The sequence below is a fragment of the Candidatus Seribacter sulfatis genome (assembly GCF_964187635.1).
GTDB lineage: Bacteria > Verrucomicrobiota > Verrucomicrobiia > Opitutales > Seribacteraceae > Seribacter > Seribacter sulfatis.
Genome location: NZ_CAXLMO010000043.1, coordinates 1 through 15,361, shown reverse-complemented (window position 1 = coordinate 15,361; position 15,361 = coordinate 1). Strand labels below are relative to the sequence as shown.

Annotated in this window: 15 protein-coding genes and 1 tRNA gene; 10 read left to right on the top strand and 6 right to left on the bottom strand. The window is 44.7% G+C overall.

The window, feature by feature from the left end; genetic code table 11:
• The first annotated feature begins 62 nt into the window (after window positions 1-62).
• From ACKPQ5_RS05040 to rsmG, 7 genes are read left to right on the top strand one after another with little or no spacing between them, the layout of a single operon-like run.
• Window positions 63-383: an HU family DNA-binding protein gene (locus ACKPQ5_RS05040; protein WP_407678012.1), complete on the top strand. Its 321-nt coding sequence runs from the start codon at window positions 63-65 to the stop codon at window positions 381-383.
• Window positions 384-399: 16 nt separating this feature from the next.
• Complete coding sequence (hisS, locus tag ACKPQ5_RS05035) at window positions 400-1,716, top strand: histidine--tRNA ligase (protein ID WP_407678011.1); 1,317 nt, start codon at window positions 400-402, stop codon at window positions 1,714-1,716.
• 15 nt (window positions 1,717-1,731) lie between these two features.
• The gene (gene yaeI / locus ACKPQ5_RS05030; RefSeq protein ID WP_407678010.1) at window positions 1,732-2,655 is read left to right on the top strand and encodes a phosphodiesterase YaeI; all 924 of its coding nucleotides are present in this window, start codon (window positions 1,732-1,734) and stop codon (window positions 2,653-2,655) included.
• A gap of 3 nt (window positions 2,656-2,658) precedes the next feature.
• Window positions 2,659-3,360: a leucyl/phenylalanyl-tRNA--protein transferase gene (aat, locus tag ACKPQ5_RS05025; protein WP_407678009.1), complete on the top strand. Its 702-nt coding sequence runs from the start codon at window positions 2,659-2,661 to the stop codon at window positions 3,358-3,360.
• 47 nt (window positions 3,361-3,407) lie between these two features.
• Entirely contained in the window at window positions 3,408-3,830 is a 423-nt protein-coding gene (gene queF / locus ACKPQ5_RS05020; RefSeq protein WP_407678008.1) for a preQ(1) synthase, read from the top strand.
• A complete protein-coding gene (gene kdsA, locus ACKPQ5_RS05015) occupies window positions 3,827-4,675 on the top strand; it encodes a 3-deoxy-8-phosphooctulonate synthase (RefSeq protein WP_407678007.1) in 849 nt (282 codons plus the stop codon). The genes queF and kdsA overlap by 4 nt, the downstream gene beginning before the upstream one ends.
• A gap of 19 nt (window positions 4,676-4,694) precedes the next feature.
• Window positions 4,695-5,345 carry a 16S rRNA (guanine(527)-N(7))-methyltransferase RsmG gene (gene rsmG, locus ACKPQ5_RS05010; RefSeq protein WP_407678006.1) on the top strand — a complete coding sequence of 217 codons (651 nt, stop codon included), beginning with the start codon at window positions 4,695-4,697 and terminating at the stop codon, window positions 5,343-5,345.
• A 7-nt stretch (window positions 5,346-5,352) separates the two neighbouring features.
• Here the strand turns inward: rsmG and sucD are convergent, their stop codons facing one another.
• The 3 genes from sucD to ACKPQ5_RS04995 all read right to left on the bottom strand — a co-directional run bounded on the left by sucD (window position 5,353) and on the right by ACKPQ5_RS04995 (window position 8,950).
• A complete protein-coding gene (gene sucD / locus ACKPQ5_RS05005) occupies window positions 5,353-6,228 on the bottom strand; it encodes a succinate--CoA ligase subunit alpha (RefSeq protein ID WP_407678005.1) in 876 nt (291 codons plus the stop codon).
• A gap of 29 nt (window positions 6,229-6,257) precedes the next feature.
• Window positions 6,258-7,451: an ADP-forming succinate--CoA ligase subunit beta gene (gene sucC, locus ACKPQ5_RS05000; protein ID WP_407678004.1), complete on the bottom strand. Its 1,194-nt coding sequence runs from the start codon at window positions 7,449-7,451 to the stop codon at window positions 6,258-6,260.
• A gap of 77 nt (window positions 7,452-7,528) precedes the next feature.
• The gene (locus ACKPQ5_RS04995; RefSeq protein WP_407678003.1) at window positions 7,529-8,950 is read right to left on the bottom strand and encodes a sulfatase family protein; all 1,422 of its coding nucleotides are present in this window, start codon (window positions 8,948-8,950) and stop codon (window positions 7,529-7,531) included.
• A 100-nt stretch (window positions 8,951-9,050) separates the two neighbouring features.
• On the opposite strand from ACKPQ5_RS04995, the gene ACKPQ5_RS04990 reads away from it, so the two are divergent.
• The 3 genes from ACKPQ5_RS04990 (at window position 9,051) to ACKPQ5_RS04980 (ending at window position 12,546) form a co-directional block, all read left to right on the top strand.
• Entirely contained in the window at window positions 9,051-10,391 is a 1,341-nt protein-coding gene (locus ACKPQ5_RS04990) for an MFS transporter (protein WP_407678002.1), read from the top strand.
• Between the two features lie 59 nt (window positions 10,392-10,450).
• A complete protein-coding gene (locus ACKPQ5_RS04985) occupies window positions 10,451-11,728 on the top strand; it encodes a PQQ-binding-like beta-propeller repeat protein (protein ID WP_407678001.1) in 1,278 nt (425 codons plus the stop codon).
• 377 nt (window positions 11,729-12,105) lie between these two features.
• Window positions 12,106-12,546 carry a hypothetical protein gene (locus tag ACKPQ5_RS04980; RefSeq protein ID WP_407678000.1) on the top strand — a complete coding sequence of 147 codons (441 nt, stop codon included), beginning with the start codon at window positions 12,106-12,108 and terminating at the stop codon, window positions 12,544-12,546.
• 164 nt (window positions 12,547-12,710) lie between these two features.
• On the opposite strand, the gene ACKPQ5_RS04975 is transcribed toward ACKPQ5_RS04980, so the two are convergent.
• The 3 genes from ACKPQ5_RS04975 to ACKPQ5_RS04965 form a co-directional block, all read right to left on the bottom strand.
• Window positions 12,711-13,673, bottom strand: a complete 963-nt coding sequence (locus ACKPQ5_RS04975) for an NAD-dependent epimerase/dehydratase family protein (RefSeq protein ID WP_407677999.1) — start codon at window positions 13,671-13,673, stop codon at window positions 12,711-12,713.
• On the bottom strand, window positions 13,670-15,073 hold the full coding sequence (mgtE, locus tag ACKPQ5_RS04970) for a magnesium transporter (RefSeq protein ID WP_407677998.1): 1,404 nt from the start codon (window positions 15,071-15,073) through the stop codon (window positions 13,670-13,672). The genes ACKPQ5_RS04975 and mgtE overlap by 4 nt, the downstream gene beginning before the upstream one ends.
• A 192-nt stretch (window positions 15,074-15,265) precedes the next feature.
• Window positions 15,266-15,340, bottom strand: a tRNA-Cys gene (locus tag ACKPQ5_RS04965).
• Between the last annotated feature and the right edge of the window lie 21 nt (window positions 15,341-15,361).

Below are 15,361 nucleotides of genomic sequence, written 5' to 3'. Positions count from 1 at the left end.
GAATCTATGAAGGAAACAATCTAACCCTATATTGAAACTCTTTCAAACCGAAACACCCTACCATGTCCAATAATTTAACGAAACGGCACATCGTACAGAAAATTTACGAGAATTCTAATTACAACCACGATGATGTTCGAAGTATAGTACAAAATACTCTTGATATCATGCAACAAGCCCTCGCAAATGGTCAAAATATTGAATTGCGTAAGTTTGGCGTGTTTGAACTTCAGGTAAGAAAGTCACGGGTAGGAAGAAACCCCAATAAACCTGAAACTGATGTAATGATACCGCGCCGAGCAGTCGTTAAATTTAAAGCAGGTAAAGAGATGAAAGAAGGACTAGATAAACTTAACCTAGATAAGCTCGATCCTTCTTCCTAATTTTACTCCCCTCAAAATGTTTGAAACTTTACCCGGTTTTCGGGACTTCCCTCCCGAAGACTGTGCTCGACGGAACCACCTTTTTCGCGTTTTTCGAACTGTGGCTCATGCCTTTAACTTCTCTGAGTACGATGCCCCCATACTCGAGCCTCTAGATTTATATGTAGAAAAATCTGGTGAAGAAATTGTAGGTCAGCTTTTTCACTTCGAAGATAAAGGCAACCGACGCGTCGCACTAAGGCCAGAACTTACCCCGACATTAGCTCGCATGGTTGCCTCAAGGGCAAATGCATTACCCAAGCCCATTAAGTGGTTCAATGTGGGGGAACACTTCCGATATGAACGGCCACAAAAAGGACGGGGGCGATCATTTTATCAATTTAATGCTGATTTATTAGGAGAATCCAATCTCGGAGCAGATGCAGAATTAATCGCTCTGCTTGTCGCAATATTCGAAACCCTAGGATTGAGTGTAAGAGATTTTAGAATTCGCTTAAGTGACCGAACTACATGGGTATTATTCTTAAATGCTCTCGGCGTTACAGAAGAGCAAAGACCATCAGTACTGGATGCAATTGATAAAAGTGAGAGAAGAAAACCGGAACAGAATAAAGAGTCGTTGGAAAATGCCCTCCCTGGACGCGGAGAAGAAATCCTTGCTGAGATTGACTCCATCAAAAAAATCGATTCGCTTGATGCATTACAAAATCGATTAAATGAATGTGGAGATGAGGGCAAAGAAAGAGCATCTCAATGGTTTACTCTCCTCGAATATTTAGAAGGACATGGTGCAGATGATTACATAAAAATTGACCTTTCGATTGTCCGTGGTTTGGCCTATTATACTGGATTTGTTTATGAAGCCTTTGAAGCGAGCGGGCAAGGTCGTGCACTCGCGGGGGGAGGTCGCTATGATCATTTAATTAAAAAGCTTTCAGGCAATGTAGATATGCCCGCAAGTGGATTTGCGATTGGCGATATGACCCTGAGTGATTGCCTGCAATCAAAAGGCCTACTTCCCACCTATATTCTCGCCCCGGATCTATTTTTAATTGGAGATCACGAAGAAAGAAAGAGTTCCCTTCCCATTATTGCCCGATGCAGAAAAGCGGGATTTTCCGTGGCTTACTCTCTTAAAAATGCTGCCTTTGGGAAACAATTTAAAGAAGCGGGAAAAAGCGGTGCTCGATATGGTTTAATTCTAGGCGAAGATGAAAGGATAAAAAACGAGATCAAAATTAAAGATTTCCGAAGTGGTAAAGAAAAAACAGTTTCTCTGAAAAACCTGATCGAACAATTGGAAAACCTGGATGAAGCAGGCGGGATCGAATAGTCTAAACAATTGATTATGCAAAGAGAAGTTCCAGATTTCCAACAAGAACAACTCAAAAAAAGGAAGAGCAAATCGAACAGAAGCAGACGCGATTTTTTAAGGAAAATAGTCCTTGGACTAGGTACATTACTCGCCTCGTTCTTTTATCTTCGCTTTGAAGCAAATTGGTTGGAAATTACAAAGAAGAAGGTAATTCTTACCAAGCTTAGAAATAAAGTTCCCATAAAACTCCTGCATCTTTCTGATTTACATTTTTCAAACAGCGTAAATTTAGAGGATATTGACTTTGCTTTTCGGGAAGGCTTTTCGCAAAGCCCAGATGTATGTGTCATTACTGGAGATTTTATCACTGAACAAAAAAGTAACCATGAACTTGAAGAATTCGGCAGACTATTGGCAAAGTATGCACATATTGTTCCGACTTTCGCCTCATTAGGTAATCATGATGGTGGTGAATGGGCAGGTGCTCATGGTGGTTTCAAGAGCACTCAAAAAGTCGAATCTATGCTCGCCCGTGCAGGGATTAAACTTCTGCATAATCAAAAAGAATCAATTTACCTCAAAGGCCAATCCCTCACAATTGCAGGCGTGGGGGACTTATGGTCAAAAACTTGCCGTCCAGAACAATGTCTTACCAAGGTGTCCTCCCGGAGTAATTCTGGAACATCATTGGTTCTCTGCCATAATCCAGATGCCAAAGAATTATTAATAAATTATAAGTGGGATCTCATGCTTTGCGGCCATACCCATGGTGGTCAACTAAAGATTCCCTTCCTCGATTGGACACCGTTTGCGCCTGTTCAAGATCACTCTTTAGTCGAGGGATTACATTCCTGGAAAAAAAGGCAAATTCACATCACTCGAGGAGTGGGAAATCTATGGGGAGTTCGATTGAATTGCCGACCCGAAGTTAGTATCCTGGAATTATCCTCACGCTAAATTGTGACCAAGGTTTACTTTCTCGACGACCGAGACGCCCCTTGGTTTCCAGATCCGCTTGCAACTGATCCGGATGGTCTCGTTGCCATAAGCGAGACTTTGGGTACTGAACGATTAATTCTTGCTTATCAAAAGGGTATTTTTCCGTGGCTTAAAACAGGAGATTATCCGCTTTGGCATTGGTTTTCGCCCGATCCTCGCTTCCTTCTTTACCCCTCTGAATTTAAACTTTCCCGTTCATTAAAAAAAGCAGTGAAGGACAACCGTTTTTCCATTCGTATCAATCAAAACTTTCGTCAAACGATGAAAGAATGTGCCCAATCCAAGAGGCCTGACCAGGAAAGCACTTGGATTGAAGATGATATGATTGAGGACTATTGTACACTAAACCAACTCGGTATTGCTCATTCAATTGAAGCCTACCATGAAAACAAATTAGTGGGTGGGTTATATGGACTCTTTTTAGGCCAATCCTTTTTTGGAGAATCGATGTTTTTTCATATGCCAGAAGCCTCCAAGGCTTGTCTCGCGAAATTAGTATCAATCGCGTTAAAATATAACTTCCACTTCATAGACTGCCAAGTACACACTCCCCATCTAGAAAAGCTTGGAGCAGTTGAAGTTGATCGTACCATTTTCCTCGAAAAACTCCAAGAGAGCCTGGCAGGAAAACCAAAAGATTTGAATTGGCAGGCAATTCAATAACCTTTCAGAATTGCCCATTTTTCAAACTCATGAAAAAATAAAACTTTATGAACGAAACAAATTCTGAGCATACCAACCTTACCAAGCTGGGAGAAGGGGGAACCCATCCTAATCGGACCCTGGAAACTTTTCCTAACAGAAATACAGAACGAGACTATTTGGTCGAATTGAAAACCGATGAATTCACCTGCTTATGTCCCAAAACCGGGCAACCGGACTTTGCAGAGATATTTATCCGCTATGTACCAGATCAAAAAATTGTAGAATCAAAATCCCTCAAGCTTTATCTCTGGACATTTCGTGATGAGGGTACTTTTCACGAACATTTTGCCAATCGATTACTGGATGACCTCGTCGACGCGCTCCAACCAAGATGGTGCCGGGTCGAAGTCGATTTCAATGCCCGTGGTGGTATTGGAATTGTCGTTTCCGCCGAGCATGGAAATCCACCCAGTATTACATTTGCATGAATAATCAAAAGGAAATCCAGGTTGGAAACCTAACAGTTTCAAACCTTCGGCCATTTACTCTGTTAGGGGGCATGAATGTACTGGAATCTCGCGAACTTGCCTTGGAAGTAGCCGCCACCTACAAAGAAATTACCAGTAAATTGGGAATTCCTTACATATTCAAGGCATCCTTTGATAAAGCAAATCGATCATCCATTAATTCATTTCGTGGACCTGGACTTAAGAAAGGACTCGAAATACTGGCCGAAATTAAAGAGGTACATCAAGTTCCCATTATTTCGGATATTCACGAACCCGCTCAGGCAAAGCCAGGTGCCGAAGTAATTGATATTCTCCAGCTCCCCGCCTTCCTGTGCCGACAAACTGACCTCGTGGTTGCACTTGCTGAAACCGGCAAACCAATCAATGTAAAAAAAGCTCAATTTCTAGCCGCCCATGAAATGGGGCATATAATCAACAAATTTAAAGAAGCCGGAAATGAAGAGATCCTTCTTTGTGAACGAGGTTCCTCGTTTGGATACAACAATCTAGTCGTTGACCCGCTCAACTTCGGAATTATGAAAACAACGGGATGCCCGGTTGTTTTTGATGTGACTCATTCACTCCAGATACCTGGGGGAAGAAGTGATTCCGCAGGCGGTCGAAGACAGGCTGTATCTGAACTTATGCTCGCCGGAATGAGCCAGGGAATTGGGGGCCTTTTTCTCGAATCTCACCCCAATCCGACAGAGGCAAAATGTGACGGGCCCTGTGCCCTGCCCTTGGATCAGCTGGAAGCTTTTCTAAAACAAGCCAAGGCAATGGATGATCTCGTGAAAGGCTTTCAGCCTTTGGATGTGAAATAATCGTTCTTATCCTTTTACAATGAGCGAATCAGAAAATTCATGGAACTTACTCGAACAATGGTTTCCAGAATTATCTCCTGAAATTTGGCAACAACTTAAAGAGTACACTGCATTACTAAGGGAATGGAATGAAAAAATTAATTTGGTCTCCCGCAAAGATATGGACCGATTGGAAACCAAGCATCTTGCCCATTGCCTAACTATTACCAATATCTTACGCCTCATGCCCAAAGCCCAAATCCTAGATGTGGGGACGGGAGGTGGACTACCGGGAATTCCACTTGCCATATGCTATCCTCAGGCACGCTTCACGCTACTTGATTCAATCGGGAAGAAGGTTATGGTAGTGGAAGACATGGTACAACGTCTCGATTTAAAAAATGTGGAAATTCGCCGGGGTCGAGTCGAGGAATTACCCAAAAAGAAAACCTATGACTTTATCATCGGACGTGCGGTTACCGCACTACCCACATTCTTCGGTTGGGTGAGTAATAAAATTCGAAAAGGGGCTAGAAATTCTCCCGCCAATGGAATCCTTTATCTAAAAGGAGGCGACTATACAGAAGAATTAAAAAGCTCAGGACTCCATCCGGCCAAGGTATGGAACTTGGACGAATCCCTTCCCCAAGCCGGGCTCGGGGAGAAATACTTAATCCACTTTAAAATATAATCCTACATTAAGGATTATAAATTTTGAAGAGGGCTTCGGCGATATGAGAAGGAGTCTCGGCGACCGAGATTCCAGCATCGAGCATCGCTTCGACTTTCGCTTCGGCTGTTCCTTTTCCACCTGAAACAATTGCTCCGGCATGCCCCATACGACGACCCGGAGGTGCCGTACGACCCGCGATGAAGGCGGCACATGGTTTATCTACATGTTCTTTGATAAAGGCAGCCGCTTCTTCCTCGGCAGTACCACCAATCTCTCCAATTAAGATAATGGCATCGGTATCTGGATCTTCGTGGAAAAGCTTAACCGCATCCAAGTGACTAGTTCCGTTGATCGGATCTCCACCGATTCCAATACAGGTGGATTGGCCATGACCAGCCTGAGTAATTTGCCAAACCGCTTCGTAAGTCAAGGTACCCGAACGGGAAACAATCCCCACTTTTCCTGGCTTATGGATGTAACCTGGCATGATACCAATCTTACACTCACCTGGAGTAATAATGCCCGGACAGTTCGGACCGATTAAACGTGTATTAGAAGTAGCGAGACGGGCTTTTACTTCTGACATATCTCGCACTGGTATGCCTTCGGTTATGGCAATCACTAAGGGAATCTCCGCGTCAATTGCTTCCAAAATTGAATCTGCGGCAAAGGGAGGAGGGACATAAATCGCAGCCACATTGGCTCCTTCTTTCTCCACTGCATCCTTTACCGTATCAAATACCGGTACAGAATCTTGAAATTTTTGCCCGCCCTTGCCTGGGGTAACCCCCGCGACAACATTGGTGCCATATTCAATACATTGGGTGGTATGAAAACTTCCTGCACTTCCAGTAATGCCTTGCACAACCAGTCGGGTATCTTTGTTTACTAAAACGCTCATTATAAATTTTTCTGTTAAAGGTGTCTGGATTAATTGGCTTCCGCCGCCATTTGAACAATTTTCTCGGCTGCCTGGGAAAGTGAGTCCGCGGGCTCGAGGGCCAGCCCACTCTCCGCGAGTATCTTCTTACCCTGTTCCACATTGGTTCCTTCTAAACGGACCACTAAAGGTACTTTCATGTCAAGCTTGCGAGCAGCGTTCACAATTCCGGTGGCGATCACATCACATTTCATAATTCCACCAAAGATATTCACTAAAATTGCTTTCACTGAATCATCAGAAACGAGGATACGAAATGCATTCTCAACCTGTTCTTCTGTTGCTCCTCCTCCCACATCAAGAAAATTTGCAGGCGATCCACCATAGTGCTTGATGATATCCATTGTGGCCATGGCCAGACCGGCACCGTTTACCATGCAGGCTACATTTCCGTCGAGGGCGATATAATTCAAATCGAATTTGGATGCCTCCACTTCCTTGGAATCCTCTTCACTTTCATCACGGAGTTCAACCACATCGGGATGACGAAAAAGTGCGTTGGCATCAAAGTTAACTTTTGCATCCAAGGCCAACACATCACCATCGGGAGTGGTGACCAATGGATTGACTTCCACTTGAGAACAATCTTTCTCCCAAAAGAAAGCGTATAACTTAGTCACTAATTTCACACACTGCTTGAAGGAATCTCCACTCAGTTCCAAACCAAATGCAATTTGTCGGGCTTGGTAAGAACGTAATCCAAGGGCAGGATCAATTAATACTTTTAAAATTTTCTCGGGGGAGCTTTCCGCTACCTCTTCAATATCCACTCCTCCTTCGGTGGAGGCAATAATAACCGGCTTCGAGGTGGCACGGTCCATTAATACAGCGAGATAATATTCCTTTTCTATGTCCGTGGCTTCATTGAAGTAAACAGTACTAACTTCTTTGCCTTCATCTCCAGTTTGTTTTGTAACCAAAACATTGCCTAGCATGGCCTCCGCTTTTTCTTTGGCCTCTTCTGGAGTAGAGACGACATGGACTCCCCCCTTGTATCCATCTTTAAAAGTACCCTTCCCTCTTCCACCAGCGTGGATTTGGGCTTTTACTACAATAGCCTTACCTTCAGGCAGGCTAGAGATTGCTTGATCGAAATTTTCCGCGGATTGGGCAACGGTTCCGTTAGGAACTGCGACTCCGGCCTTCGCGAAGAGTTGTTTTGCTTGGTATTCGTGTATGTTCATGGGAAGAAGAAAATAAGGAGACTGACATGGTTAAAATTCCATTCAAGCCAATTCGATTTTTGAGCGAAAAAAATTATCTAGAAAGAGCCGAGACGGGGAGGATCGGGGTCCATGGAAAGAACCGAAGCGTCAAAACATTTCAAAACAAGTTCCTGCTTCCGTTGAGCGTGAACAGGACTGTCCCAAAGATTAAAAAACTCATCCGGGTCCTCCATTAAATCATAAAGTTCCCCCTGATTGGTTCCATGGTATACCACGACCTTCCAACTTTTTGTGCGGAGCATCGTACCGTATGCCTCACTATGCGTCCATGCATTATAATATTCTGCATAGACTTGTTCCCGGCAAAATTCATTCTCTTCCCCACCAATAAGGAGTGGGAGTAAACTACTGCCTTGCACCGCGGAAGGAATTACCAATCCGGCTGCTTCCAAAAAAGTGGGCATCAAATCGACCAATTCAACGAATCCATCCACCCGGCGGTTTTCCACAATACCACCATTGGGCCACCTCATAATCAGAGGCACTCTCATTTGACAGTCGTAAAAATGGGGTCCCTTAAAATAAATTCCATGGTCGCCTAGCATTTCCCCGTGATCTGACATGAACACAACCAGTGTATCATCAGCCTGCCCCGATTCCTCCAAAGCCTGCAAAATTCGCCCCACCTGATCGTCGATCAGAGAAACCATCGCCATGTAAGCAGCATAAACCAATCTCTTGTCGTCTTCAGTCATCGATTCAACCTGAAATTCCCCGGGGGTATTATGGGCCCAGATCCGATCCAGTTTTTGGAAAGTGGTTTTTGCATCGGCCTCATCCGCGTGCACACTTGGCAAAGGCATATCGTCAGGATTAAATTGATTCAGATATTCCTTTGGCGGATCAAAGGGATGGTGTGGATCAAAACAGTTAAAGCTAAAAAACCAGGGTTTTCCATTTTCTTTCTTGATAAAGTCGATCGTTTTTTCGGCACACCATGTGGTTTGACTAAACTCCGCTGGTGGACCAATTTGCACATAGGGACTGATTTTCTCACCCTGTAAATCAAACCAGTCCTGTCCTTTTTCCGTGAGCCATTTAGTATATTCATTTTCCTCCCAGTCCGGTTGTGGATGATGGGACCAATGAAATGGATCATACCCGTCGTCGGTTCTTTTTTCCACTTTTCCGTCCGAGCAGGAGGCCAAATGAAGTTTTCCCGCCAAGCCACACCGGTACCCCGCATCCGAAAAAATCTTGGAGACGAGTACCTCATCCCCAGGGATGGACTGGCCATTCTGCCGACAGCGGGTAGTTCGAGGATATCGGCCGGTCAAAAAAGAAGCCCGACTGGGGGCACAGACTGGGCTTTGACAATAAGCATTATTAAAGGTGGTTCCCTGACCGATCAGTTTGTCTAAATGAGGAGTTTGTGCGTGGTCATTGCCGAGAGCCAAAATCGTGTCAAATCTTTGCTGATCGGTACAAATCCATAAAATATTAGGTCTACTTGACATAAAATAATCAGAATCGGCTTGCTTGTTTCATAGCAAGTGAATTGTGAGTTATCTTGCAAATTCAAATTATTAATTTTTAAAAAATTTCTTGGCACCATCAGTGAAAACTAAAGACATAAGCAAAATAGCTCAGCGTAATTTGAGTCTCTTTATTTGTTTTCGCATGCTTTTCAACGCCCGCTTTTATTACCCAGTATACGCCCTGATCTTTTTGGAACATGGATTGAGCTGGGAAGATTTCGGCATTCTGAATGCAATTTGGGCACTTACCATCATTATTCTCGAAGTCCCTTCGGGTGCACTGGCCGATACTTTGGGCAGAAAAAAACTCTTGGTTCTTGCCGCAATTTGTATGGTGGTGGAAATGGTAGCCCTTCTGTTCGCTCCTATGAATGGAAGCGAATATGTATTTCTTCTTTTTGCACTCAACCGAATCGTGAGTGGCTTAGCGGAGGCCGCGGCCAGCGGAGCAGATGAAGCCCTGGCCTATGATTCTCTTAAAGAAGCGGGGTTAGAAAAGAATTGGGGCAAGGCCCTTGAAAAAGCACAACGGTTCACCTCCTTAGCATTTTTCTTTGCCATGATGACTGGTTCCGCATTTTACGATTCTTCCTTCATTAACTCATGCCTGAATGGACTCGGAATTAATTTCTCCATCACGGCGGAAACCGCAGTTAAGGCTCCCATTTTTCTGACTTTTATTTCTTCCCTTGTCGTATTAGGGGCAGCATTGGCAATGAAAGACCCTTTTGAAACCGAAAAAATGGGGGCATGGGAAACCATGAAGTTATCTTTCCGAAAAACCGTGGAAGCAGGTTCGTGGATTTGGAAAACTCCCCTCCCCTTTGGCATTCTTCTCGCGGCAATGGCACTGGATAATGTAATCAGACAATTCCTTACTATTGCGAGTGCTTATTGGAATGTAATCGAACTCCCGCTGGCCACCTTTGGTCTCGTCGCTTCAGGGATGTCATTGATGGGCGTCTTCATTCCCCGCTTCGCCCGTCTGTTAGCAGATCGATTTTCTCCCAATCAAAACTTTTTTCTCCTCTGCCCGCTCTTATTTGTGGGACTGTACGGTATTAGTTATGCCTTTCCCTATTGGGGTATTGTGCCCGCGATTCTACTCTACGCGACCATGCAAATAATGAATTACCTGGTCAGTCGGTACCTCAACGAAGAAGCATCTTCAGATAGACGAGCCACCGTATTGAGCTTTCGCGGACTGTCCACCAACCTTTCTTATGGGGCAGTTTCCATTCTCTATTCCGGATTAATTGCCTGGATCAAAACCGAGGGGATCCCCGCACAAGTGATGGGAAGGAAGATGAATGAACAGGATGCCGTCTTTGTACAATCGCTTGGTTGGTTTCCGTGGTATTTTATAATCACCCTTATTTTAGTGGTCATTTTTTACCGACTACGCTTTCGAAAAAATTAAAGCAGTCCACTCTTCTTACTTGAATTTCAAGGAACAGAGGTAACAATAAACAAATGCACATGAAAACCATATTCACTACCCTGTTTTTTTCCCTTTTTCTAAATATAAGTCTTGTATTTGCGATTGACTGGAATCAATACCATGGACGACGGTCGGATAATAAGACCGATGAAAGACTGACCTCCACTACATGGCTAGAAAAATCAGGCTCCCCAAAATGGAAAATCTCCACCCCCTTGGGGTTCAGTTCTTTTTCCACCGAGGGATCCCGTGCCTTCACCCTGATTGCAGAAGAGGACGAGGACGGACTGATGCGCGAAGTATGCATAGCCTTGGACACAAAATCCGGCAAGCGCCTTTGGAGCAGCTGGCTTTGCCGAATGGATTATAAGAGCGGTGGGGGAAACTCGGGGGCACCCGGGAATAATGGTGGGGATGGTCCAAGATCTACTCCCTCGGTCTTGAATGGAAAGGTATGGGTCTACGATTCGGACATGAACCTTTATTGCATGAACGCGGCCAGTGGAAAAATAATCTGGGATGTGAAGGTATTAAAAGAACACAACGGACAAAATATAAAATGGAAAAATTCCTCCGCTCCCCTCATTGAAGGAGATCTGGTAATTGTTTATGGTGGAGGACCTGGACAAAGCCTGCTCGCCTTCCAGCGGGACACCGGAAAGCTCGCCTGGAAAACCGGGGATGAAACCGCCACCCACGCCACGCCCATTGCCACTACCATTCATGGGGTCAGGCAAGTAATTTTCTTCTGCACATCGGGTCTGGTTTCAGTCGACCCCAAAAGTGGCCGCGAGCTTTGGCGTCAGGCATTTCCCTTCAAGGTTTCCACCGCCGCTTCTCCGGTGGTCGCCGGCGACATGATCTACTGTTCGGCCGGGTACGGTGTCGGGGCGGGGCTCTATAAAATCAGCAGAAAAGGAACCCGCTTCTCCAGCTCCGAGATTTGGCGCAAAAAGAATGACATGTTTAACCACTGGAGTACCCCGCTCTACCATGACGGACATCTATATGGTATGTTCAGTTTTAAAAAATATGGAAATGGACCTCTTCAGTGCGTTGAGTTAAAATCAGGTAAGATTAAGTGGAGCCAGGATGGATATGGGCCCGGCAATGTTATTTTATCGGGCGATCACTTGATTGCCCTTGCCGATGACGGCGTTCTTTCTTTGGTCAAGGCCACTCCTTCGAAATATACGGAATTGGCTCGAAAAAAAGTGCTCGATGGAAAATGCTGGAGCACTCCCATCCTGAGTAACGGATTGGTCTTTGCCCGGAGTACCTCCGAAGCAGTCTGCCTCGACGCAGGGAAACGCTAAGATTGATTCGAATCGCCCGACGCAGTACAACCTTTTCGTCTGTCGTATCGACCACGAGATCTCTGGTACCCCAGGTCCATCACATCGTCCCGCCAGATAGAAACTCTTTGGTTGTATTCCGAGTTTAATTCACGATTCAAGAAATCTGGATTTCGTCCAATTTATTCAAAAATTCTCTCCTCCAGTGTTCAAGTGGATTCATCGATGGTAATAGTTTCTTACTTTATTACACGACTTAGCTCATGAAATTGAGCTTGGAAAAGTTTCACTTTTTCAAAACCAATAAGAAAAAAAAGTCTCCTCCTTCTTACAATAACCTTATTTCGGTGATTTCTTCTGTCTTGCTAACTGTCTCTTTCCAATGAAATTAATATGACATGAAAAAGAAAACAAACTCAGGAGAAGAGACCATCAAATCGATTCGAAGAAATTCCGCCTATAATTCAAGTCGTACCCTTGTACTCATTTTCTGCGTGGTTTTAGGATTAAGTATGCTCGCCACTGCCTATTGGTTATCTCAAAATTTACCTCAAAATGCTCAGATTGCGGTTCTGTTTATTGCCGTATTGATGGGAGTATTATCAGGAGTTAATTTATTTCATTTCCTGCATGCACATTATGATCAGAGTGACGCTCTTATTCAAGTTGCCAAGTTTCAAGAACGTTCACTCAAACATCGAAATAATGCACTCTCACTTGTCGAAAAAATTCGAGAAGAAGTCGATGAGGAAAACCAACAAGAACAAAAAGTGAGGGCTTTTGTTCAGGATGAAACAATGGAGTCGATCGAGAAACCAAGCGAAGAAGAAAATCAATAGTTTCTTACACTTGTGTAAGGAACCAAAGTCCAGTTGTCGATACGCTTAGGATGAAAATAAAGGAGAGTAAGTTAGTGATCATATTTAATTAAGGGATTTAATAATGTATTTACACTAAATAGGTATCTATGTCAAAATAATCTGAAATTTATTTTTACATTTATTTATTTCTCGCGGGTTAACCCCAAGAAATAAGCAATCGATTGAAGTACTCCCTCGCGTAAAGAGGTCTGTGGCATCAGGGGAAATACCTTTCGGGTTGCCTCGTCATTTAATTCATAAATGAAGGGAGAAGGTTCCGCATCCGAGGAAAAATTAATCTCCGGTTTATCAATTTCGAAATGTACCGATTCTTTTTTGATGGTTTCGATAAAATGCTCAATCGAATGGGTTTCTCCTAAAAGGTTAAAAACACCGTATCCGGAAAATGGATCAATCGCAGCACGGGCAAATCCTGCCCCCACATCCAAGGAAAAATGGTAATGCTCTTTCCCACGATAGGGCACCTCAAAAGGCTCGCCCTCTACAATTGCCTTAATTGCAGAAGTCATGGCAGCAGTAAAACCCCGATCTCTCCCAGGACCATATGTAGTGGCAAGGCGAAGACATACTGTGGCTACACCAGTGGCTTGGTGAAAAGCCTGTGCCATTCCCTCCCCGGCCACTTTCCAGTACCCGTATAAATTAAATGGATGGTAGGGATCTTCCGGGCGGACTCCTTCCGGTCCATAAAGAGAACGAGCCCCATTTACTGCACTCGAACTGGCAAAGACAAATCGTTCCAATGGTCTTTTCAATCGGGTACAGGCTTGAAACAAGTGAGCAGTCCCAATCACATTTATGTCCAAGCCCTTCATAGGGTAATCCCGACAGTCAGGAGTCTGCAACGCCCCAAGGTGAATCACATGGGTGGGCTGTACTTCCTCAACTATCCGTGCAATGCTTTCTGGGTCGGAAAGATCTCCAGAAATACATTGATAATCGTTTTTCTCTTCGCTCCCAATGGGAATCGATCGATTGAAACCAAAAATTTCTCCCGATCCCTCAGACAACAAAAAGTCCACGGCATGGGTCCCAATACACCCGGTCGAACCGGTAATTAAAATCCTGCGCTTTTCTATACTCATAATAAAATTGCTGAAGCCAGTCCGAGGAAGGAAAGAAAGCCAATTACATCCGTAACCGTGGTAACAAATACTCCCGAAGCCACTGCTGGATCAATGCCCATTCGATCCAGTGTCAAGGGCAGCAGAACCCCAGCAATCCCGGCCACCATCATGTTAATTACCATCGCTCCGGCAATAATACCACCGAGCAAGTATCGATCATCCAATTGATTAAACCACAACACCACGACGAAGCCGGCAAGAACTGCAAAGACAACACCGTTCAAAAGACCCACCGCAAATTCCTTTCGAAAAGTACGGAACGCATTGTACGCGGTCAACTCCTTGGTGGCGAGTGCACGTACCGTAATCGTTAAAGTCTGCGTCCCCGCATTTCCTCCCATCGATGCCACGATCGGCATCAGGATTGCCAACGCCACCATTTCCTCAAGAGTACCATCAAATAAACCAATTACTAAAGAAGCTAAAATCGCGGTACCCAAGTTAACCAGTAACCAGGTAAAACGTTTCAAGGAAGCTTGAATTACAGAATCATCCACCGTTTCCTCCCCCACTCCACCGAGCCGAAGAACATCCTCCTCAAATTCCTCACGGGCCACCTCCATTACATCGTCCACCGTGATCATCCCGATCAGCCTCCCTGTACCGTCAACCACACCGGAGGTGGTCAGATCGTATTTCTCAAAAAGTAGGGCCACTTCTTCCTGGAGCATTTCGGCAGGCACGATCACCTGGGTCTCATCCGCAATCTCCCTCATCAAGGTTTTTCGGGGGGAACGTAAAATACGAGATAGTGAAATTACACCCACTGGTTTCTCTTCTCCATCGATTACAAAAAGGTCGAGGAATTCCTCGGGCAAATCCTCCTCCTCGCGCAAGAAATCAATCGTCCGCCCGACCGTCCAGTCAGTGCCCACGCTAACCAGCTCTGTCTGCATTCTACGACCCGCACTGTCTTCGGGGTAAGCCAATCCAGTCTCTATATCCTCGCGTTCCTCATCCGGAACCTCGCTTAATACCTCGTCCCTCTCCTCGGCCTCCATGTCCTCGAGTACCTGAACCGCCTCATCGGACTCCATCTCGGTAATGACCTCCGCCATTTCCTTGGGAGATAATTGATCGGTCACCTCTTTACGAAGGTGATCCTCGAGTTCAAAAAGCAAGTCATGGTCTAAGTCGACCTTGACCAGTTCGAGTAACCTCTTTCTCAGACTCCCGGTCAACAGACCAATCGCATCTGCCAAATCGGAGTGGTGAAAAGCATCCACATGAGCAAGCACCCGATCATCACTTTCAGTTTCGAGCAAATGAACAAGTTCCTCAAAACGACCCGCGATTTCACCTGTACTTTCAGGATCAATGCGATGGATCGAGTCGATATTTTCCTTGTTTACTTGCATGGGATAATGGGTTGAGTTCCAGCATTTCAAAACTTGAACAGCGAAAACGTACAGAGTAAATTCAACTTTATGCCACTACCCCAAAAATTCCGCAATCGTAAAGGATCTATAATTCGAAAAACTAGGTAAATTATTGAACTCATTTAGCTCTTACCTTTAGTCAAGGATTTCACTGTTATCAGTGGGCTAAAATGGAGGCGCGGGTGAGAATCGAACTCACGAATAGAGGATTTGCAGTCCCCGGCCTTACCACTTGGCTACCGCGCCATGCTCCAAAGGCATTGTTAA